Below are 17,891 nucleotides of genomic sequence, written 5' to 3' on the forward strand. Positions count from 1 at the left end.
ATGAAGGAGAAATAAATGACGATGACCGGTTCGCGGAAGCTTTCTTGGATCGGCCGGCCAGCCTTCGGCCTGGCGGCGGCCGCCTGCCTCGCCCTCGGTTCCGCAGGTATCGCCGGCGCCGACTCCCCGGGGCCGACGCTGCCCAACTTGGTCACATTCAAGAACCTGGCGACAAGTAAATGCCTCGACGGCAACTCCGTCACTATCTACACCCACGACTGCAATGGCGGTCTGAACCAGAACTGGTTGATTTCCGCCCGACCCGGTGCCACCGCCCTGAGGAACATGAGGACGACCCTGTGCCTGGATAGCAACGCTATCGGCACCGTCTACCCGTACCCCTGCAACGGAGGTGCGAACCAGCAGTGGACGTGGGTCTGGAACGGCACTTCCGGCACGCTGCAGAACGTGGCGACGGGCCGCTTCCTGGACAGCAACGGTATCGGCACCGTCTACACCATGGGCGGCAACGGCGGCTCGTACCAGAAGTGGCTGTAGGAATGCCGCACTAGGGGCGCCCGAATCGGGCGTGCGTGAACCCCGAGGACTTGCTGTCGCCACGCCTTCACAAGAGGCAGGCACGTACGAGACCACCGCTCCCTGCATACACCCCACCTACATCGGTCGACCCTTACAAGAAACCCATCCCAGCCCACAACCGCGCCGGACCAAACGCGGCGTGAACGCGGGAACTACAGCGCTACGGCCACGCGGTGCCCTTCGAGCACCGCGGCGTGCGAGCGTCGCGGTGTGACCGCGTCCCCCACCCGGTAGACCTCGAAGCGCACCGAATCGCTGTGCGACAACGTCTTCCACAGTGAATCTTCCGGTTCCTGGTGGATCGCGCAGACCACCCAATCGAACACCTCGTCTCGGCTGACCCCGGTCGCGTGGTTCTCGAGCGTGACTCGCACGCGCCCGGCATCTTCGAACGAGCCACTGACGACGAGCTCGGTCCACTGCTCGATTCCCGCGCGGTGCGCCCGACGCTGCCAGCCCTCCATGTCCAGGGTGATGCCCAGGTCCTGCCCGACGACCATGCCGGGAGTACAGATGGTGACCGCGCAACCACGCGCCGCCATCGTCTCCGCGACCGACGTCCCCTGATGGAATCCCAACTCGTCGACCACGAGCACGCGGCCCGCCGGGGCTGCCCGACCTTCGAGGACGTCGCGGGCATGCACCACCCGATCGCACTCCCCCACCCACCACGGGAGCACGGGACGTGCCCCGGTCGCGATCACCACGACATCCGGCGCCAGCTCTCGCAGCGTCTCCGCCCCGATGTCGACGCCCGTCTCGATCCACACACCCCGGCGCTCGCACTCCCCGGCGAGATTGCGCACCAGGTCCCCGAGTTCGCCACGTCCCGCAGCGGACGCCGCCACCCGGATCTGACCACCCAATACGTTGGCGCGTTCGTACAGCGTGACGGAGTGCCCACGTTCCGCCGCGGTGGCCGCCGCCGACAGACCGCCTGGCCCGCCACCGACCACAACGACCCGGCGCCCCGGCATGCGAGGCTCCGGCAGTACCACCGATTCCCTACCGGCACGAGGATTCTCGAGACACCCGAGCCAGCGGCCCAGTCCCATTCGGCCGACGCACTCCTGATTGCACGACAGGCAGGTCCGGATCTCGTCGGCAATACCTCGCCGCGCCTTGGCCACGAAGTCGGGATCGGCGATCTGGCCGCGCACCACACCGATCAGATCGCACCGCCCGGCGGCCAGTGCCTGCTCGGCCTCGTCCGGTCCCTTGAGCCGTCCGACGCCCACTACGGGCAAGCTCACGTTCCGGCGGATCGCGTCAGCGATGTGCAGGGCGTAGCCGCGCGGAGTCGCCATCGACGGCTCCACCAAGTGCAGAGTCTCGGTGGCCATACCCATCGTCGTGTTGAGATAGTCCACCGCACCCGACGCTTCCACCAGGCGCGCGACGGCGACCGCGTCGTCGAGGACGATACCGCCGGTCACCTGCTCATCACCCGAGAGCCGCACGCCCAGAATCAGATCCGGGCCGATCGCGTCTCGCACGGCAGTGATCACTTCCAGCAGGAACCGCGCCCGATTCTCCAGCGAACCCCCGTAACCATCGGTGCGCAGGTTGGTCTGCGGCGCGAGGAAACCGCGGATCAGCGACGACTGCGAACCCTGCAACTCGACACCGTCGAACCCACCGCGCCGGCAGTGCCGCGCGACGGTGGCGAAACCGGCAATCAGCTCAGCGATCTCACCGAGGTCGAGCGTCTTCGGCACCTCCCGAAACAGCGGGTCCGGCACCGGGCTCGGCGCCCACAGCGGCCGACGGGAATACATCCCAGAGCCCTGGCCGCCATTGTGGTTGAGCTGCGCGAGGATCACCGATCCGTGGCCGTGCACGGCGTCGGTGATCCCGCGGTAGCCGTCGACCACCTCCGGACGGTAGCCGTGAATCACCTTCTCGTACGGCCAGTCCGAGGGATGCACGCACTGCTCCTCGGTGATGATCATCCCCGCCCCGCCCGCCGCCCGGGCCGCGTAGTACGCGGCGTGCTGGCCGGTGGGCAGTCCTCCGCGCGCATAGTTCGTCAGGTGCGCGGAGAACACCACCCGGTTGGCCAGCATCTGACGACCCAGGCCGAGCGGGGTGAACAGCAACGGATAGTGCTCGGTCACACCTTCGTGTTGCCCTGGTCCAGCGCCACCTGGCTCGCGGTCACCGTCTTGGATCCATCGCCGGCCAGCCACAGCACCGCATCCGAGATATCGTCGGTGTCGGCAATCGGCTTCTCGGTGAGGATCGGCACGAAGCTCGGCCCGTAGTGCGGGTGCCTCTGCAGAATCACGAGGCTGCCCTGATCGGTTCCCATTTGGGTGTCGACACCAAACGGATGTATGGAGTTGACGCGAATCCTGTACTCGCCCAGTTCCTTCGCCGCCGCCTGCGTCAGGCCTACCAAACCGAACTTGGACGCCCCATAGTGCGCCTGGCCCGGCAACGCCTTCATCCCCGCGACCGAGCTGACGACGATGATCGATCCGCCGCGGCCGCCCTCGATCATCGCCGGCACCGCCGCCTTGAGCGTCTTGAATGCGCCCGTGAGGTTGATGTCGATCAGCGTCTCCCACTGCTCGTCGGACATCTCCCAGAAGCGGTTCCAGTTGCAGATGCCGGCGTTGGCCACGACGATGTCGAGCCGACCGAACTGCTCGACACCCGCATCCACCACCGCCTTCAGCGCGGCACTGTCCCGCACGTCAGCCTCGCGAGCGTAGATCTTGGCACCCTCCACCTCCACCAGGCGGATGGTCTCCGCCAGGTCCTCGGACGTTGCCGCGTCGTACGTATTGTCCTCCGACACATTGCGGCAGACGTCCACCGCAATGATCGACGCACCCTCCCGCGCCATCCGCACCGCGTGCGTGCGGCCCTGCCCGCGGGCCGCACCGGTGATGAACGCAACCTTGCCATCCAGCTGTCCCACAATGATCTCCCTATCCGTCGACGGGCGTGAATCGGCGCCGTGGCGCCGCTGGCCCCTTTGAACTCGTCGGCACCGCCGACCCGGCTGAACTCGTCGGCACCGCCGACAGCGCCGCGAGGTGGCCCTCGCGGACAGCTTCGAGCGCGGTCCGGGGCGCGACACAGTCGCCGACCCGCACGACGCGCGCACCCTCGATGACCAGTTCCTCATTCGGCAGCGGATGCGCGCAGGACACCAGCACAGCGCACGGCACCCGTGTGCGAACTCCAGTGAAACGGTTCTCCAGCAACGCTTCTCCCGCACCAGCCGACACCGCAACCGACGCCAGATACCGGGTGACGCCCGCCCGCTGCACTCGCGAATTGGCGTCGACGAGGTCACCGGTGGGGCCGAGCCGGGAGCCGATCAGCTGATCGGCTGTCACGATCGCCACCTCGCGGCCGCGCTCGGCCAACCACAGCGCGACTGACACCGCGACCGGGCCGCCGGCGGGATCGAGGACCAGCACCGGTCCGGATTCGAGCGAGGCACCGGACAGCACCGCAGCCGCGCCGAGACTCTGCACGCCGGCTCCTACCGGGCACGGCGCCGGACGGGGACTGCTACCCGTCGCCGACACGACAAGGGTCCCCGCGCCTCGGGCTACGTCGAGTGCGGCCGCATCGACCTCGCAACTCGTCCGGATCCGCACGCCGAGCCGTCGGCACTCCGCCTCGAGCCAGCCTGCCAGCAGCGACAGCCGCTCACGTCCCGTTCCAGCAGCTGCGGTCCGGAGCATTCCACCGAGACCAACACCCTTCTCCGACAATGTCACCTGGAACCCGCGCAGCGCGAGAACCCGCGCGGCCTCGAGTCCGGCGGGCCCTGCGCCCACCACGAGCGCCGAAGCCGGATGCTCGATCGGAGTGATTTCCCGATCGACGGTCTCGTGCCCGGCGGACGGATTCCCGATACATGTGACGATCGGGTTTCGGGGATCGCGGACCAAACACGTCTGGTTGCAGAGCACGCACGGTCGCGGCCTACTCCCATCGTGAACCGCGAGAACGAGATCCGGGTCCGCGATCTGAGCGCGGGTCATCTCGACCAGGTCGGCAACGCCGTCGTCCAGTGCCCATTGCGCCTGATCGGCACCAACGACGCTGCCCTGCAACACCACCGGGACACGCCCATCGGCGGCGGCTCGCATCTCCCGACACAGTTCGACATTGAAACCCGGCGCAGTGTGCGCGTCGGGACGATAGGCGTGCACCGTGAAGGGACCACCCCGCACCACCACCAACACATCCACGAAATCTGCAAGCTCCCGCACCTGCCCGGCGGCCTGCTCCGGCGTCACCCCGGCCCAGGGAGCCATTTCGTCGCAACTCAGCCGCAGCGACAGGATTCGGTCGGGGCCCAGTTCTGCACGGACCGCAGCGATCACCTCGCGCGTGAGCCGCAACCGGTCGGTTCCGTACTCGTCGCCGCGCAGGTTGGTGATCCCGGAATGGAACTGGCGCAGTAGCGAGGACACTCCGGCGTCGAGCTCGATACCGTCCACGTCGGCTGCCACCGCAACTCGCGCGGCTTCCCTGAAACCCAGTACAAGCGCTGCGATCTCGGGCTGCTCCATCTCCATCGGCAGCTCCCGCGAGACCGGATCCGGGAACCGGGACGGCGCCCACAGCGCCGACTGGGACCACGCGCTCGATCCCTGCAACCCGGTGTGGCCGAGACCTGCGAGCACCAGCGTCCCGTGCGGGCGGCACGCCGCGACCACGTCCCGCCAGCCCGGTCCACACTCCGCGGCCAACGGCGCGCGCTCGTACGGCCAGTCGGAACCGTGCACCGATGCAACCTCGGTGACCACTACACCGGCGCCGCCACGGGCACGACGCTCGTAGTACGCGACATGGCCGGGCGACAGGGCGCGGCCGTCACCCAGGTTGGTCTCGTGCGGACCGAACAGCACCCGGGACCGGGCGTGACGCCCGGCCAGGGTGAACTGCTCAGTCAGGTTGCCGCTCATCGCGCCTGATCCGACGCGCGGGCTCTAGCCGACGCCCAGGTCGCGACGGAATCCCTCAGGAACGATCAGGTCGTCGGCACTCAAATCGTGAACCGACTTGTGCCCCAAGCCCAGCACCGCAGAATCGATACCACCGCGCAGAATGTCGAGAACATTCTCGACACCGGCCTGGCCGTTAGCCGACAGACCCCACAGGTACGCCCGGCCGATCATGACGGCGCGGGCGCCGAGCGCCAGCGCCTTGACGACGTCACTACCGCGCCGGATACCACCGTCGAGCAGCACTTCCAGCTGATCGCCCACTGCTTCGGCAACAGCCGGCAGGGCACGAATCGGGGCCGGGGTGCCGTCGAGATTGTTGCCACCGTGGTTGGACACCGAGATCGCGGAACAACCCGCATCGAGGGCACGCTTGGCGTCGTCGACGCGCATGACGCCCTTGAGCATGAACGGCCCACCCCACTGCTCGCGCAGCCATGCGACGTCGTCCCACGTGGGCAGCGGTGTACCCATCCATTGACCGTAAGCACCGAAGAACGTGGGAGGAGCCTGGCCCGGCGCCGCCAGGTTCGGCGTCGTCAGATCCGGAACCTTGCCCGTCTTGGCGAAGTCCCACAACCACTTCGGACGCGTGATTCCCTCGGGTGCGAACTGGAACATCGCCTTGAGGTCCATCTTCTCCGGGATCGACGGGCTACCCCAGTCACGACCGTTGGAGAACGACCAGTCCAGGGTGATGATCAGCCCGGTCGCCCCGGCCGCACGTGCCCGCTCCATGCGCTGGAGCAGCGTGTCGCGGTCGCCCACCCAGTACATCTGGAAGAAGGTCTGCGGATTGGCCGCGGCCACCTCCTCGATGGACTTGCTCGCGAACGAGCTGAGACCGATCGCGGTGCCCCGCGCCGCCGCGGCGCGCGCGACCGCGACCTCGCCGTCCGGGTGCACGGCCTGCACACCCGTCGGCGAGATCATCACCGGCATCGAAATGGGCTGGCCCATCACGGTGGTCGAGAGGTCGCGCTCACCGGCGAGCCCGGCCACGTGCGGCGCGAACCCGAGTTCGGTGAATGCCGCGATGTTGTCGTCGACGGTCAGGCCCTTCTCGGATCCGGCGACCAGGGCCGCGTACACCGACTTGGGCAGGCGTTTCTTCGCCCGCCGCTGAGCCTCGGCAACCGTCTCGAACCAGGCACTCTTGCCCATGTCAAACCTCTCGTACTGCAGTGGAAGCTGTCGGTCTATGCCATTCCGGCGAGCGGATTTTCGTCACAGATCTTGGCCGGCGGACGGGTCAGCAGGGTCAGCGGAACCGGTGCCTTCGGCGTCCGCCGCTCGGCGCGTATGCCGGTTCGCGAATGGTCCTGGCTGGACTTCGGCACGCTACGCTCAGCGGCAAGCGCCGATTCCCCGTAGCCCTGAACGCATTCGGGGTCCGGGCCGTCCATCGGCAGACCCGTGAAGAACTTCGCGGCCATGCAACCGCCGCGGCAGGAGTCGTAGTGGTCGCACTTGGCGCACGCGCCACCTGTCTGCGGCGACCGCAGGTCCCGGAACAGGTCCGAATGCTGCCACACATGCTGGAATCCACCGTCGGAGACGATGTTTCCGGCGAGGAACTGGTCATGGATCGCGAACGGGCACGCATAGACGTCACCGATCGGATCGATCAGGCACACCACGCGTCCGGCGCCGCACAGGTTCAGGCCCGGTAGCGCATCGCCGTACGCCGACAGGTGGAAGAACGAGTCGCCCGTGAGCACACCCTCACCGTTCGCGACGAGCCAGTTGTACAGCTCGCGCTGCTGCGCCTGAGTCGGGTGCAGCTCGTCCCACACGTCGGCTCCACGACCGGACGGGCGCAGTCGCGTAATGCGCAGCGTCGCACCGTACTTGTCGGCCAGTTCCTTGAACTCGTCGAGCTGGCTCACGTTCTGCCGGGTGACGACGACGGAGATCTTGGCGTCCTTGAACCCGGCCTCTGCCAGGTTCTCGAGTGCACGGACCGCCATCGCGAACGATCCAGGACCGCGGACGGCGTCGTTGACCTCGGCAGTCGCGCCATCGAGGGAGATCTGGACGTCCACGTAGTCGCTCGAAGCGAGGCGCTGCGCGACCTTCTTGTCGATCTTCACGCCGTTGGTGGAGAACTTCACGCCCACCTGGTGCTCGGTGGCGTAGTCGACGAGCTCCCAGAAGTCGGAGCGCACAGTCGGCTCGCCGCCGCCGATGTTGACGTAGAAGACCTGCATGCGCTGCAGCTCGTCGATGATCGACTTGCACTGCTCGGTGGAAAGCTCCCGCGGGTCCCGCCGTCCCGAGGACGACAGGCAGTGCACGCAGGACAGGTTGCACGCGTAGGTGAGCTCCCACGTCAGGCAGATCGGCGCGTCGAGACCGAGTTCGAACTGGTCGACGAGGCGACCCACCTGGGGCGCGGGCGGCTCGAGAACTGAGGTCATGGCTGTGTCCTCGATATCGGGGATGTCTGGTTGGGTGCAGAACGTGAAGGAACTGCAGAAATCAGGACGGCACGATCATGTGCGAATCCGCGAGGGTCGACAGTGCCCGCAGGTATGGCCGGGAGGCTGCTGCCTCTATGCCCTGAGCTTGCAGGGCGGCCCCCACATTCGGATGCTCCGGCAGGGACTCGACGATTTCGACGATGGTCCGGTTCTTCAGGAACGAGAGCTTGCGAGTTCCGAAGTGGTAGAGCAGCGCCCCGAAAGGTTCGGGGCGCAGCGCCACCTGCGGGTGCAGCTTCCACGCCGCGTCGAGATCGATCGCGCCGGCCGGCGAACTGCTGTCGGCGGCTGGTTCGGACACGATCAGTACACGCCGCACATGCCGTCGATGGAAACCTCTTCCACGAGGGACTCCTCGACGAGCTGGCCTTCGGTGACGTTCTCGCGATCGGACATCGATTCCTCCTCCAAATCGGACCCCAACAGCGGAGCCGGCGGTCATAGTGACTGCTTCACTGTGACTCGACTCACCACTGTAATGGCATCGGGTGCACAATGACTAGTGAAGGAGGCCACACAGGTGCGAACTCGTAGGAACCCGTCGTCGCGAATCGGCCGGCGGCCGACCACGACACGCGACCGCATCGCTGCGGTCGGCATCGACTTGTTCGCCACCCGCGGCTTCGACGACACCAGCGTCGACGACATCGCCGAGGCCGCCGGGATCGCCCGACGCACGTTCTTCCGCTACTTCCCGTCCAAGAACGCCGTCCCGTGGGGCGATTTCGACGCGCACCTGTCCGAGATGCGCACATTGCTCGAGGAAATGCCGGACGACATGTCCATGCTCGACAGCCTCGTCTCGGCGGTGCTGGCGTTCAATACCTTTCCGCCAGAGGTCGCGGCCGGTCACCGCCGGCGCATGAAACTGATCTTCGAAGTCCCGGCGCTGCAAGCATATTCGGTGGTGATGTACGACGGGTGGCGTAAGGTGATCGCCGAGTACGTCGCGGCCCGCCTCGGCCTCGATCCCGGCGATCAGCTCCCCCGCACCATCGGCTATCTGATGCTCGGCGTCGCCATCGCGGCCTACGAGACATGGCTCACCGACGAGTCCCTCGACCTGATCGATCTACTCTCCAACGGCAGCCGCGTCCTGCACACCGGCATTGCCGAACTGCCCCCGCCGACAACCGACCGAGGATGACCGCCGTGACGCTCGATTCACTTGCCCCTTGCGCCCCCGGCTTGTGGTCGCACGACCACGTCACCGTCGAGCGCGTTCCCACCGGCCCGATCGCCCTCACCCGCACCGCCGATGCGCTACACGTGCGGCACTCACTCGGCCCCGAAGCCCTGAGCGAGCGCCTGGTGGCCCAGGTGACGGCATCGATCGACGATGCCGACTTCGGCCAGACCGAATTCGAACTCACGATGGTGGGCCTGGTGCGCTCGACCATCCACGACCCACTCGAGGCATGGACGGTGTACTACCGCAACTCTCTCGACGAACTCCTCGACGGCACCGCCGACTTCGCCCCGATCCACGACCAGGCGGCCGAACTGGTCCGTGGCAGCGTCCTCGATCTGGGCTCGTGCTTCGGCTTCCTGCCGCTGCGACTGGCCCGTGCGGGGGTGCCGGTGACCGCCACCGACATCCTCCCCGGGACGATGACGCTGCTCGATGCCGTCGCACCGGGTCTCGGCGCCCGGATCGAGACGCTCGTCTGCGACGCGGCAAACGTCCCGGCGCCCGACGACAGCGCCGACACCGTCACCGCGATACATCTACTCGAGCACGTCGACGCGGGAACCGGCGCCGCCGTGGTCAACGAGGCACTGCGCATCGCCCGCGAGCGCGTCGTGATCGCGGTCCCGTACGAGGACGAGGCCACCGCCTGCCACGGGCACGTCCGCACCTTCGATGCCGATGCGCTGCGCGAACTCGGCGCATCGACGGGCCGACCGTTCGAGGTCTTCGACCATCACGGCGGGTGGCTGATCCTCGACGCCTGACTTCTCGACGAGCACAGTTACCCGGACTCGACGACGCTCCCGATCACGCGGTCCGGCATCGGAGAATTACCATCCCCCGGTAGCGTCGCTACGCTGCTACGCTGAAACTAGAACACGTTCTAACTGATCCACGAGAGGACCAGAGTTCGCATGACCACTATCGACGTGCCGCACAGCTCTCGATCCGCGGTGCTCACCGTGTCCGGGGTGATCGAGGAGACCCCCGACTCGCGGTCGCTGGTCTTCGACGTCCCCGAGGACCTCGCGAGCAAGTTCGAATACAAGCCCGGCCAGTTCCTGACACTACGCATCCCGAGCGACCTCACCGGGTCGGTCGCCCGCTGCTACTCGCTCGCGAGTTCGCCGTTCACCGACGACGCCCCCAAGGTCACCGTCAAGCGGACCGCGGGCGGCTACGGCTCCAACTGGTTGTGCGACAACATCTCGGTCGGCGACACCATCGAGGTCCTGCCGCCGTCCGGCGTCTTCACGCCGAAGTCCCTCGAGCACGATTTCCTGCTGTTCGGCGCCGGTAGTGGCATTACCCCCGTGATGTCGATCCTCAAGTCGGCGCTCACGCAGGGCAAGGGCAAGGTCGTCCTCGTCTACGCCAACCGCGACGAGAACTCGGTGATCTTCGCGGCCGAGCTGCGCGACCTGGCAGCCAAGTTCGCCGACCGGCTGACGGTCATTCACTGGGTCGAGAGTCTGCAAGGCCTGCCGACGCCCGCCCAGCTGGCGACGCTCACGGCGCCGTTCGCCACCCACGAGGCCTTCATGTGCGGCCCCGGCCCGTTCATGGACACCGTGCACGCCGCTCTTGCCCAGGCAGGGATGCCCCGTTCGCAGGTCCATGCCGAGGTCTTCAACTCCCTCGCCGGCGACCCTTTCAAGGACGTCGAGCTCGAGGAGGTCTCCGAGGAGGAGGCCGCCGATGCCGCGACCGTCGAGGTCGAACTGGACGGCGAGACCCACAGCTTCTCGTGGCCGCGCAAGCAGACCCTCGTCGACGTCATGCTGTCGAAGGGCCTGGACGTGCCCTACTCCTGCCAGGAAGGCGAGTGCGGTTCCTGCGCCTGCACCGTCGTCGAGGGCGAGGTCTCCATGGAGCACGCCGGTGTGCTCGATCAGGAGGACATCGACAACGGCTACATCCTGGGCTGCCAGGCCAAGCCGGTGAGCGACCGCCTCAAAATCGAGTTCTGACACATCCAGCTCGCCGAAGGGCCCGATTCCACCGTCCGGTGAAGTCGGGCCCTTCTCGTCGAACCTCCACCCACGGACTGTGGCCTGATCTGCACAAACCTGTGATGAGAGCGCAATCCGGTCATATTGATCGGCCGGTCAGTCAGCGTGACACTGAGATGAGGACACAATCCTTTCCCGAGGAGGCTGGACATGAAGGCATCAACTCGTTGGCAGGACTACGCGGCTGTCATCATCGGCGCCTACGCGGCGCTCTCACCGCTGTGGCTCTCCACCAACAACGGCGCCCGGTGGTCGCTGATCGTGCTCGGCGTGCTCGTCGCCCTGGCCGGCCTCGTCCACATGGCCCGACCCGAGATGGTCGCGGCGGACTATGCGATGGGCGTGCTCGGCGTTCTGATGTTCATCTCCCCGTGGGTGATGAATTTCCACGCGATGGGCGGGGCATCCTGGACCGCCTGGATCGTCGGTGCACTGACCGTGGCGGTCTCCGTCGCCGGACTGCCGGCCATGAGCGCCCGCATGCACGGACATGGTGGAGTAGCCGCACATTGACCCTGCTTTACCCTGCGAATCCACCATGCATTCCGGCAACTCCGGTGACGTGCCGCGCGCCCATGAATCCCCGCACCGCCGACGCCGCGGCGCCAAAACCGACGGCAACGCCCGCGCGAGGATCCTCGACGCCGCCGAATCGCTGATCGCACTCCGTGGATTCGACGCCACCTCCACCGCCGCCGTGGCCGCGGCGGCGGGGGTGCCCAAGGGCCTGATCTTCTACTACTTCCCCACCAAGGCCGACATTCTCGCCGCCCTGCTCGCCGAACGACTACCGACCGACCCGCTCGACGACCTCACGCCGCTCGTCGCGCCGGGCGATCCCGCCGCCAGCCTGGTGAATCTCGACAACGCGCTCAACCAGCGCGATCACCACTCGTCGATGATGCGGGTGATCATCTGGCGGGAGGCCGATACCCACCCCGACGTCCGGGAGTATCTGCGCCGATTCCGCGCATACCTGCACGAGGCAACGATCCGGATACTCCAGGCCAGCGCCGTGTCCCCGGTGCGACCCGGAACCCTGAGGGCCTGTGCCAACGCGTGGGTGGCGGCGATGTTCTCGGCTGCCAGCAGCGACCGGATACGCGACCTCGACGACATCCCCCGTCGGCACACCGACGAACTGGGCACCGTCGCGCAGGTGGTGGCTGCGGGGATGGTGCAGCTCGGTTAGCGCCTGAGAGTCACCTGGACGGCGCGGCGAGCAGGAGGCGTCCGGCTTCGAAACTCGCGGCACTGGCGGGGAGTTCCCCCGGTGACCCACTCAGCAGGACCTCTACGGTCCCCTGTCCGGTGGTGTCACGGCCGAGCGCATCGATACGACGCAGCGTCTGCGCTGCCACGGCCTCCGCGCTGTCGAACAGCACGACGCCGTCCGGAAGGTGACTCGCGATCTCCTCCGCGACCAACGGGTAATGCGTGCAGCCCAGCACAACACCGCCGACATCGTCCGGAGTGTTCGCCGCGGCGGCCTCGATAGCCGCCCGCGCCGCCTCGACGTCGCCGAGGTCTATCGCATCGGCGAGTCCGTGACACGCGACGCCCACCACCGAGCTCCCGTTCCCGAACCGGTCGATCAGATTTGCCTGGTACGCGCTCGCGGTGGTCGCGGCCGTCGCCCAGATCGCGACGGAATCACAGACCGCGGCCGCCGGCTTGATCGCCGGAACCGTGCCGATCACGGGGATCGCGTCACCGACCTCCACGCGCACGTGCTCGAGCGCCGTCACACTCGCGGTGTTGCATGGGAGCACCACCACCTCCGCACCCCGGTCCACCGCCCGGCGCGCGGTACCGACCACGCGGTCGATCACCCACTGCTCAGGCTTCGGTCCCCACGGCGCATTCTCCGGGTCGAGGGAGAGCAACAGATCAAGATCGGGACGCAGCCGACGCAGCCAGGCAGACGTCGGGAGCAGCCCGAGACCCGAGTCGATGAGCGCAACGATCACCCGACAAATCTAGCCCGCTCAGGCCGGGGCGGACTCGAGCAGCTCCCCGATCGGCGCACCGGCCGCGATCTTCGCGCGCATCTTCATCACGGCGCCCGCCGAACCGGCGCCGACGACTGCGGTCAGCACACCGCCACGGGAGTAGTACGCGACGAACTTGCGGCCGTCGTCCTTGATCAGGTGGACATCGTCGTCCGCCGAGACCGTTCCGAGGGCCTGGATCTTGAGACCGTACTGGTCGCTCCAGAAGTACGGCACCTGGGCGAGGGCGTCCGGATCACCGGTTCCGGTGAGCGCGCCGGCGAGGATCTTCGCCTGGTCGCCCGCGTTGCTCCAGTGCTCGACACGCTTGTGCCCGCCCTCGGTGTGCCGCCATGAGGCCACGTCACCGATCGCCCACACGTGCGGGTCGCCGGTGCAGCCCACCTCGTCGCACAGCACCCCGTTGTCGAGCTCGACGCCCGAACCCTCGAGCCAGCCGGTGACGGGAATCGAACCGATACCGATCGCAACGACGTCGACGGCGAGCTCGGTGCCGTCGGAGAGCACGGCCCCGCTCACCCGGCCGTCGCCGGTGAGGGACGCGAGCCCGACGCCGGTGCGCAGATCCACGCCGGCCTCGGTATGCAGACGCCCGACCAGAGTGCCGATCCGCTCACCGAGCACCGATGCGAGCGGTGCGGACTGCGGCTCGACGAGAACCACCTCGACCCCGAGTGCGCGCATGCTCGCGGCCAGCTCGCAGCCGATGAACCCGGCACCGACAACGAGTGCCCTGGTGCCCTCATGCAGCTCGGCGCGCAACGCGTGGCTCTCGTCGACCGAGCGGAGCACGTGGATCCCGTCCAGCTCGGGCAGGCCGGGGATCCGACGCGGCGCCAGCCCGGTCGCGATGATCAGCTCGCCGTACGCGATCTCGGTGCCGTCGGCGAGGGAGACGGTACGGCTGTCCCGGTCGAGACCGGTCGCGGCAACGCCGAGGCGCAGATCGATCCGCCGCTCGTCGAAGAACTCCTGTGGTCGCAGCGTCGTGTCGTCCCTCTCCCCGCGGACCACTTCCTTCGACAGCGGTGGCCGGTCGTACGGCAGGTGCGGTTCGTCACCGACGAGGACGAGTTCGCCGTCGTAGCCCGACTGACGCAGTTCCTCGGCGGCGCGGACGGCGGCCAGACCGGCGCCGACGATCACGACCGGACCCGCGGTGTTCTCGTTACTGGACATGCCTGCCAACCCTCCATCACCCGGTGCGGGACGTACCCACGAAACTAGAACATGTTCTTACCAAATCGAGCGGCGCTCGGGTACCCGCCACTCGGGGGCGTCAACGCTCAGCAACGCCCGGCACTGGCACCTGTGCACCGGTGATCGCCGCCGACGCCTCGCTGCACAGGAAGGCGACGACCGCCGCGATCCGCTCCGGCGAGACCCAACTGCTCCGATCGGCGGACGGCTGTTGGGCCCGGTTTGCCGGGGTGTCGATCATCGACGGCAGCACCGAGTTGGCCCGGATCCCGTCGCGGGCGTACTCGACGGCCAGCGCACTCGTCAGCGCCCACACCGCAGCCTTCGACGTCACATAGGCCGACGCGCCCGCGAACGGTGCGAACGCCGTCTTGCTCGACACCGTCACAATCGAGCCACCACCGGCCTCGATGAGGTGTGGCAGCGCGCCCTGGACGGTGAGATACAGGGGACGCAGATTGAGCTGCAGCATCGACTCGAAATCCTCGACCGGCGTCTCGTGCAGCCGTTTGCCCATTGCGAAACCACCGACCAAATGCGCTACCGCGCGCAGCGGAGCGTCGGCGTCCGAACTCGCCACTGCAACCACCTCGGCGACGCTGTCCGGATCCGACAAGTCCGCGCGCACCGTTACCACCGCGGAATCGTCGCCGAGCCGTTCGAGCGCACCGTTCGAATGCCACGGCACCACGACCCGCCACCCGGCCGCCGACAATGCATGCGTCACCGCGACACCCAGGCCGCCCGTACCGCCGGGCACCAATACCGTTGCGCTCATATGTCCCTCGTTCCTCGACCGACCTACCCGCCTGCAGGCACCTGTCCGTGTGCACTGTCCCTGCCGGTCTGAACTGTCCCACGATCGACGGCCCGTCGCGACGCCCGCCGCGCCTTCACAGTCACTACAGTTGGACACGAGGTTGCGCGCGCCGCCAGGGCGACACCGGAAGAGGAGCAGACATGACAACTGATTCGGGTGCAGATGCTGGGAACGCGGGCGGCGGCAGGGCCCGGTTCGGAGCGGGACCGGCGCCCGAACTTGTCAGTTCGCAGGGCCGGACGATCATCGCCGACGCCGTGGTAGCAAAGATCGCGGGCATCGCGACGCGCGAGATCGACGGCGTCTACGACGTCGGCGGCGGAACCGCTCGCGTCGTCGGTGCGCTGCGCGACCGCATCCCCGGAGCCCGCATCAACCACGGCCAGGGCGTCGCGGTGGAGGTCGGCGAGAAGCAGGCCGCGATCGATATCGGCATCGTCGCCGAGTACGGAGTGGCACTGCACGAGCTCGCCGTCGGCATCCGGCGCAACGTGATCGCCGCGGTGGAACGCATGACCGGACTCGAAGTCACCGAGGTCGATATCACCGTCTTCGACGTCATGCTGTTCGGCGAGGGCGATGCCACCGGCCCCGAGGCCGACACCAAACCGAGGGTCCAGTGACGGAACCCGTGACGCCGGAACGGGCGACGGCAGAGCTCGCGGCCGACGCCGTGCTCGCCGTGCCGGGCGTCACGGGCCTGCACGGCGGCGAGTTCGGCGAGGTCGCGACATATCTGCCCGGCCGCCGGGTCACCGGCATCCGGATCGGCGTCGACGGGTGCGCCGTGCACATCACCGTCCGCTACCCGGCCGATCTGTTCGGGACCGCTGAACGTGTCCGCAGCACCGTTCACCCGATCGTCCGCGTGCCGGTGGACGTGACCATCGAAGACCTCACCACAGATCACGAGACGGGACCTGAGCTATGACCAGTACGGGCATGGGACTGATCGCGGGACTGCTGCTCGCGCTCGCCGGAATCCTCGGCGGCTTCAGCGGTTTCGTCTTCGCAGTGCTCCTCGGGGCCGTCGGGATGGCAATCGGCGCCCACCGCGATGGTCACCTCGACCTCGGCGCTCTGCTCCGATCGCGCGGCCGTGGCTGACCCTGCATTCGCCGACGCTCCGGTCGCGACCTCCGACGAACCCGGCACCCGCGGGCGACTGGTCATCAAGGACCGCGCGATCGCGAAGATCGCGGCCACTGCGGCGCTCAATGTACCGGGGGTGGTCCCACAGGGCGGCGGACTGACCCGCATCACCGGTCGGGACCTGCCCCGCGCCGACGTGTCGACGGGCGCCCAGTCGGTGGCGGTCAACCTCTACCTGGGCGTGCAATGGCCCTGCGATATCACGGAACTGACCCAGCGCGTCCACACCGAAGTCGGCCGGCAACTCGAAGACCTCACCGGAATGCCGCTGCATCAGCTCGGAGTCCTGGTCGCCGGCACCGAATACGATGGCAGCGCGGAATCCGTCGACCCTCTCGAGCCGATGCCCGCCGCCACCGTCACTCCCCCACTCCCGCCCACCGCGGCGCCTGCCGCAGTGCCCGCCGCCGTGGTGATCGCGATCGGCCTGCTTGCCCTCGCTGTAGTTGCGGCCCGGGAGCTGCTGATCGCGCGCGGCGCCTTCGCCGCTGCGCCGTGGCTGCAGAACACCTTCGAGTGGCTGGGCCGCCTGCACTGGCAGCAGTGGCTGATCCCCGTCGCACTCTCCTGCCTCGTAGTCGGCGTGCTGTTCATTCTCCTCGCCCTCGCACCCCGCACCCGCACCCACGTCGCGGTGCGCATCGGCGGCGCCGCCGCAACCGTGTGGATGCGTCCCACCGACATCGCCCGGATGTGCAGTGCCCGGGCGAGCACCGTCGCGGGAGTGGTCTCCGCGCACACCACGGTGGATCGCCGACGCGTGACAGTCCGCGTCACCGCCGACCCGGCGACCACCGATCCCACACCCGGGGCGGTGGACGAATCCGTCCGTGCCGTCGTCGAATCGGCACTCGCCATCCTGGACCGACCGCTGCCGCTGCGGGTGAAGGTCCGCACCACTCGGGTGAGGGCCAGCTCATGAAGTGGCGCCCGGCGGCGCTGAACCGCCTCCTCGTCCTCGTCGTCGGGATCGTCCTCGCCATCGCCGGAGCCACGGCCATCGCGTGGGAACGTAACGTGCAGTTCGTCCGCGACCGCGTCGCGCACCTCGACCGCGACCGCCTCATCGCGGTACCGGAGCAACCGTGGTGGCACTGGGCGCTCGGTACCACGCTCGCGGCTTCACTCATCCTCGGCATCCTCGTGCTCGCGGTCGACCTCACGCGCCGACGAGCCGCACCCAGCCAGCTCCTCGAATCCGCTACCGGCACCCCGGTGAGCATCGACCTCGGTCCCGTCGCCACGAGTGTCGCCGCCGAACTGGCCACCCTTCCCGGCGTCCACCGGGCCCGCGGACGCGCAGTCTCGGACCGGGGGCTCGCGACGATCTCGGTGACGCTCGATGCTGCCGCCGATGCCGACGTCGACGCCATCACCCGCGCATCGGAACGAATCGCCGCCACCACCACATCGGCAATCGACGGAGCGGAGGTCGCGGTCCGAGTCCTGTTACACCTGGACCGTGCCGAGCTCCGGGACTGACTGCCGCGCAGAAGCGACCGGC

The 17,891-nt window shown here is 67.9% G+C and carries 21 protein-coding genes; 11 read left to right on the forward strand and 10 right to left on the reverse strand.

Annotated features, from left to right (window positions below):
* Positions 1-15 precede the first annotated feature (15 nt).
* Entirely contained in the window at positions 16-498 is a 483-nt protein-coding gene (locus tag ERC79_RS06225; protein WP_207390432.1) for a ricin-type beta-trefoil lectin domain protein, read from the forward strand.
* Between the two features lie 194 nt (positions 499-692).
* Here ERC79_RS06225 and ERC79_RS06230 read toward each other — a convergent pair whose 3' ends face one another.
* The 7 genes from ERC79_RS06230 to mftA all read right to left on the reverse strand — a co-directional run bounded on the left by ERC79_RS06230 (position 693) and on the right by mftA (position 8,395).
* Positions 693-2,606, reverse strand: coding sequence for a mycofactocin system FadH/OYE family oxidoreductase 2 (locus ERC79_RS06230; RefSeq protein ID WP_131580784.1), 1,914 nt, complete (start codon positions 2,604-2,606; stop codon positions 693-695).
* Positions 2,607-2,653: 47 nt separating this feature from the next.
* On the reverse strand, positions 2,654-3,466 hold the full coding sequence (locus ERC79_RS06235; protein WP_131576671.1) for a mycofactocin-coupled SDR family oxidoreductase: 813 nt from the start codon (positions 3,464-3,466) through the stop codon (positions 2,654-2,656).
* Positions 3,467-3,476: 10 nt separating this feature from the next.
* The gene (locus ERC79_RS06240; protein ID WP_131576672.1) at positions 3,477-5,477 is read right to left on the reverse strand and encodes a mycofactocin system FadH/OYE family oxidoreductase 1; all 2,001 of its coding nucleotides are present in this window, start codon (positions 5,475-5,477) and stop codon (positions 3,477-3,479) included.
* A gap of 24 nt (positions 5,478-5,501) precedes the next feature.
* Positions 5,502-6,680 (reverse strand): pre-mycofactocin synthase MftD, encoded by a 1,179-nt coding sequence (gene mftD / locus ERC79_RS06245; protein WP_131576674.1) that lies wholly within the window; start codon positions 6,678-6,680, stop codon positions 5,502-5,504.
* A gap of 35 nt (positions 6,681-6,715) precedes the next feature.
* A complete protein-coding gene (gene mftC, locus ERC79_RS06250) occupies positions 6,716-7,936 on the reverse strand; it encodes a mycofactocin radical SAM maturase (RefSeq protein ID WP_131576675.1) in 1,221 nt (406 codons plus the stop codon).
* Positions 7,937-7,997: 61 nt separating this feature from the next.
* Positions 7,998-8,300, reverse strand: coding sequence for a mycofactocin biosynthesis chaperone MftB (gene mftB / locus ERC79_RS06255; RefSeq protein ID WP_131576677.1), 303 nt, complete (start codon positions 8,298-8,300; stop codon positions 7,998-8,000).
* A 2-nt stretch (positions 8,301-8,302) separates the two neighbouring features.
* Positions 8,303-8,395, reverse strand: coding sequence for a mycofactocin precursor MftA (gene mftA, locus ERC79_RS06260; protein WP_131576678.1), 93 nt, complete (start codon positions 8,393-8,395; stop codon positions 8,303-8,305).
* 124 nt (positions 8,396-8,519) lie between these two features.
* On the opposite strand from mftA, the gene mftR reads away from it, so the two are divergent.
* The 5 genes from mftR (at position 8,520) to ERC79_RS06285 (ending at position 12,395) form a co-directional block, all read left to right on the forward strand.
* On the forward strand, positions 8,520-9,146 hold the full coding sequence (mftR, locus tag ERC79_RS06265; RefSeq protein ID WP_131576679.1) for a mycofactocin system transcriptional regulator: 627 nt from the start codon (positions 8,520-8,522) through the stop codon (positions 9,144-9,146).
* Complete coding sequence (gene mftM, locus ERC79_RS06270) at positions 9,143-9,955, forward strand: mycofactocin oligosaccharide methyltransferase MftM (RefSeq protein ID WP_131576681.1); 813 nt, start codon at positions 9,143-9,145, stop codon at positions 9,953-9,955. Before mftR ends, mftM begins: the two co-directional genes overlap by 4 nt.
* A 150-nt stretch (positions 9,956-10,105) precedes the next feature.
* Positions 10,106-11,161: a ferredoxin--NADP reductase gene (locus ERC79_RS06275; RefSeq protein ID WP_131576682.1), complete on the forward strand. Its 1,056-nt coding sequence runs from the start codon at positions 10,106-10,108 to the stop codon at positions 11,159-11,161.
* A 192-nt stretch (positions 11,162-11,353) separates the two neighbouring features.
* Complete coding sequence (locus ERC79_RS06280) at positions 11,354-11,716, forward strand: SPW repeat protein (RefSeq protein WP_131576683.1); 363 nt, start codon at positions 11,354-11,356, stop codon at positions 11,714-11,716.
* A gap of 25 nt (positions 11,717-11,741) precedes the next feature.
* Positions 11,742-12,395, forward strand: a complete 654-nt coding sequence (locus tag ERC79_RS06285; RefSeq protein WP_131576685.1) for a TetR/AcrR family transcriptional regulator — start codon at positions 11,742-11,744, stop codon at positions 12,393-12,395.
* Positions 12,396-12,405: 10 nt separating this feature from the next.
* Here the strand turns inward: ERC79_RS06285 and ERC79_RS06290 are convergent, their stop codons facing one another.
* The 3 genes from ERC79_RS06290 to ERC79_RS06300 form a co-directional block, all read right to left on the reverse strand.
* Positions 12,406-13,173 (reverse strand): aspartate/glutamate racemase family protein, encoded by a 768-nt coding sequence (locus tag ERC79_RS06290; protein WP_131576686.1) that lies wholly within the window; start codon positions 13,171-13,173, stop codon positions 12,406-12,408.
* 18 nt (positions 13,174-13,191) lie between these two features.
* Positions 13,192-14,394: an FAD-dependent oxidoreductase gene (locus ERC79_RS06295; RefSeq protein ID WP_207390433.1), complete on the reverse strand. Its 1,203-nt coding sequence runs from the start codon at positions 14,392-14,394 to the stop codon at positions 13,192-13,194.
* A 100-nt stretch (positions 14,395-14,494) separates the two neighbouring features.
* Complete coding sequence (locus ERC79_RS06300) at positions 14,495-15,193, reverse strand: SDR family oxidoreductase (RefSeq protein WP_131576688.1); 699 nt, start codon at positions 15,191-15,193, stop codon at positions 14,495-14,497.
* A 182-nt stretch (positions 15,194-15,375) separates the two neighbouring features.
* Here ERC79_RS06300 and ERC79_RS06305 point away from each other — a divergent pair, with 182 nt between their 5' ends.
* The 5 genes from ERC79_RS06305 to ERC79_RS06325 are packed head-to-tail and all read left to right on the forward strand — an operon-like array spanning position 15,376 to position 17,869.
* Entirely contained in the window at positions 15,376-15,858 is a 483-nt protein-coding gene (locus ERC79_RS06305) for an Asp23/Gls24 family envelope stress response protein (protein WP_131576689.1), read from the forward strand.
* Positions 15,855-16,166 carry a hypothetical protein gene (locus ERC79_RS06310; RefSeq protein WP_207390434.1) on the forward strand — a complete coding sequence of 104 codons (312 nt, stop codon included), beginning with the start codon at positions 15,855-15,857 and terminating at the stop codon, positions 16,164-16,166. The genes ERC79_RS06305 and ERC79_RS06310 overlap by 4 nt, the downstream gene beginning before the upstream one ends.
* The gene (locus tag ERC79_RS06315) at positions 16,163-16,342 is read left to right on the forward strand and encodes a DUF2273 domain-containing protein (protein ID WP_127915643.1); all 180 of its coding nucleotides are present in this window, start codon (positions 16,163-16,165) and stop codon (positions 16,340-16,342) included. Before ERC79_RS06310 ends, ERC79_RS06315 begins: the two co-directional genes overlap by 4 nt.
* Positions 16,335-17,309 carry a DUF6286 domain-containing Asp23/Gls24 family envelope stress response protein gene (locus ERC79_RS06320; RefSeq protein ID WP_242676753.1) on the forward strand — a complete coding sequence of 325 codons (975 nt, stop codon included), beginning with the start codon at positions 16,335-16,337 and terminating at the stop codon, positions 17,307-17,309. Before ERC79_RS06315 ends, ERC79_RS06320 begins: the two co-directional genes overlap by 8 nt.
* Positions 17,306-17,869 (forward strand): hypothetical protein, encoded by a 564-nt coding sequence (locus ERC79_RS06325; protein WP_131576693.1) that lies wholly within the window; start codon positions 17,306-17,308, stop codon positions 17,867-17,869. Before ERC79_RS06320 ends, ERC79_RS06325 begins: the two co-directional genes overlap by 4 nt.
* The last annotated feature ends 22 nt before the right edge of the window (positions 17,870-17,891 follow it).

Source organism: Rhodococcus sp. ABRD24 (genome assembly GCF_004328705.1).
In the GTDB taxonomy this organism is placed as follows: domain Bacteria; phylum Actinomycetota; class Actinomycetes; order Mycobacteriales; family Mycobacteriaceae; genus Prescottella.

Coding starts and splice junctions, on each gene's coding strand:
- ERC79_RS06225 (WP_207390432.1), top strand. CDS start 16: ATGACGATGACCGGTTCGCGGAAGCTTTCTTGGATCGGCCGGCCAGCC.
- ERC79_RS06230 (WP_131580784.1), bottom strand. CDS start 2,606: ATGCTGGCCAACCGGGTGGTGTTCTCCGCGCACCTGACGAACTATGCG.
- ERC79_RS06240 (WP_131576672.1), bottom strand. CDS start 5,477: ATGAGCGGCAACCTGACTGAGCAGTTCACCCTGGCCGGGCGTCACGCC.
- mftD (WP_131576674.1), bottom strand. CDS start 6,680: ATGGGCAAGAGTGCCTGGTTCGAGACGGTTGCCGAGGCTCAGCGGCGG.
- mftC (WP_131576675.1), bottom strand. CDS start 7,936: ATGACCTCAGTTCTCGAGCCGCCCGCGCCCCAGGTGGGTCGCCTCGTC.
- mftA (WP_131576678.1), bottom strand. CDS start 8,395: ATGTCCGATCGCGAGAACGTCACCGAAGGCCAGCTCGTCGAGGAGTCC.
- mftM (WP_131576681.1), top strand. CDS start 9,143: ATGACCGCCGTGACGCTCGATTCACTTGCCCCTTGCGCCCCCGGCTTG.
- ERC79_RS06275 (WP_131576682.1), top strand. CDS start 10,106: ATGACCACTATCGACGTGCCGCACAGCTCTCGATCCGCGGTGCTCACC.
- ERC79_RS06280 (WP_131576683.1), top strand. CDS start 11,354: ATGAAGGCATCAACTCGTTGGCAGGACTACGCGGCTGTCATCATCGGC.
- ERC79_RS06285 (WP_131576685.1), top strand. CDS start 11,742: ATGCATTCCGGCAACTCCGGTGACGTGCCGCGCGCCCATGAATCCCCG.
- ERC79_RS06295 (WP_207390433.1), bottom strand. CDS start 14,394: ATGTCCAGTAACGAGAACACCGCGGGTCCGGTCGTGATCGTCGGCGCC.
- ERC79_RS06300 (WP_131576688.1), bottom strand. CDS start 15,193: ATGAGCGCAACGGTATTGGTGCCCGGCGGTACGGGCGGCCTGGGTGTC.
- ERC79_RS06305 (WP_131576689.1), top strand. CDS start 15,376: ATGACAACTGATTCGGGTGCAGATGCTGGGAACGCGGGCGGCGGCAGG.
- ERC79_RS06315 (WP_127915643.1), top strand. CDS start 16,163: ATGACCAGTACGGGCATGGGACTGATCGCGGGACTGCTGCTCGCGCTC.
- ERC79_RS06325 (WP_131576693.1), top strand. CDS start 17,306: ATGAAGTGGCGCCCGGCGGCGCTGAACCGCCTCCTCGTCCTCGTCGTC.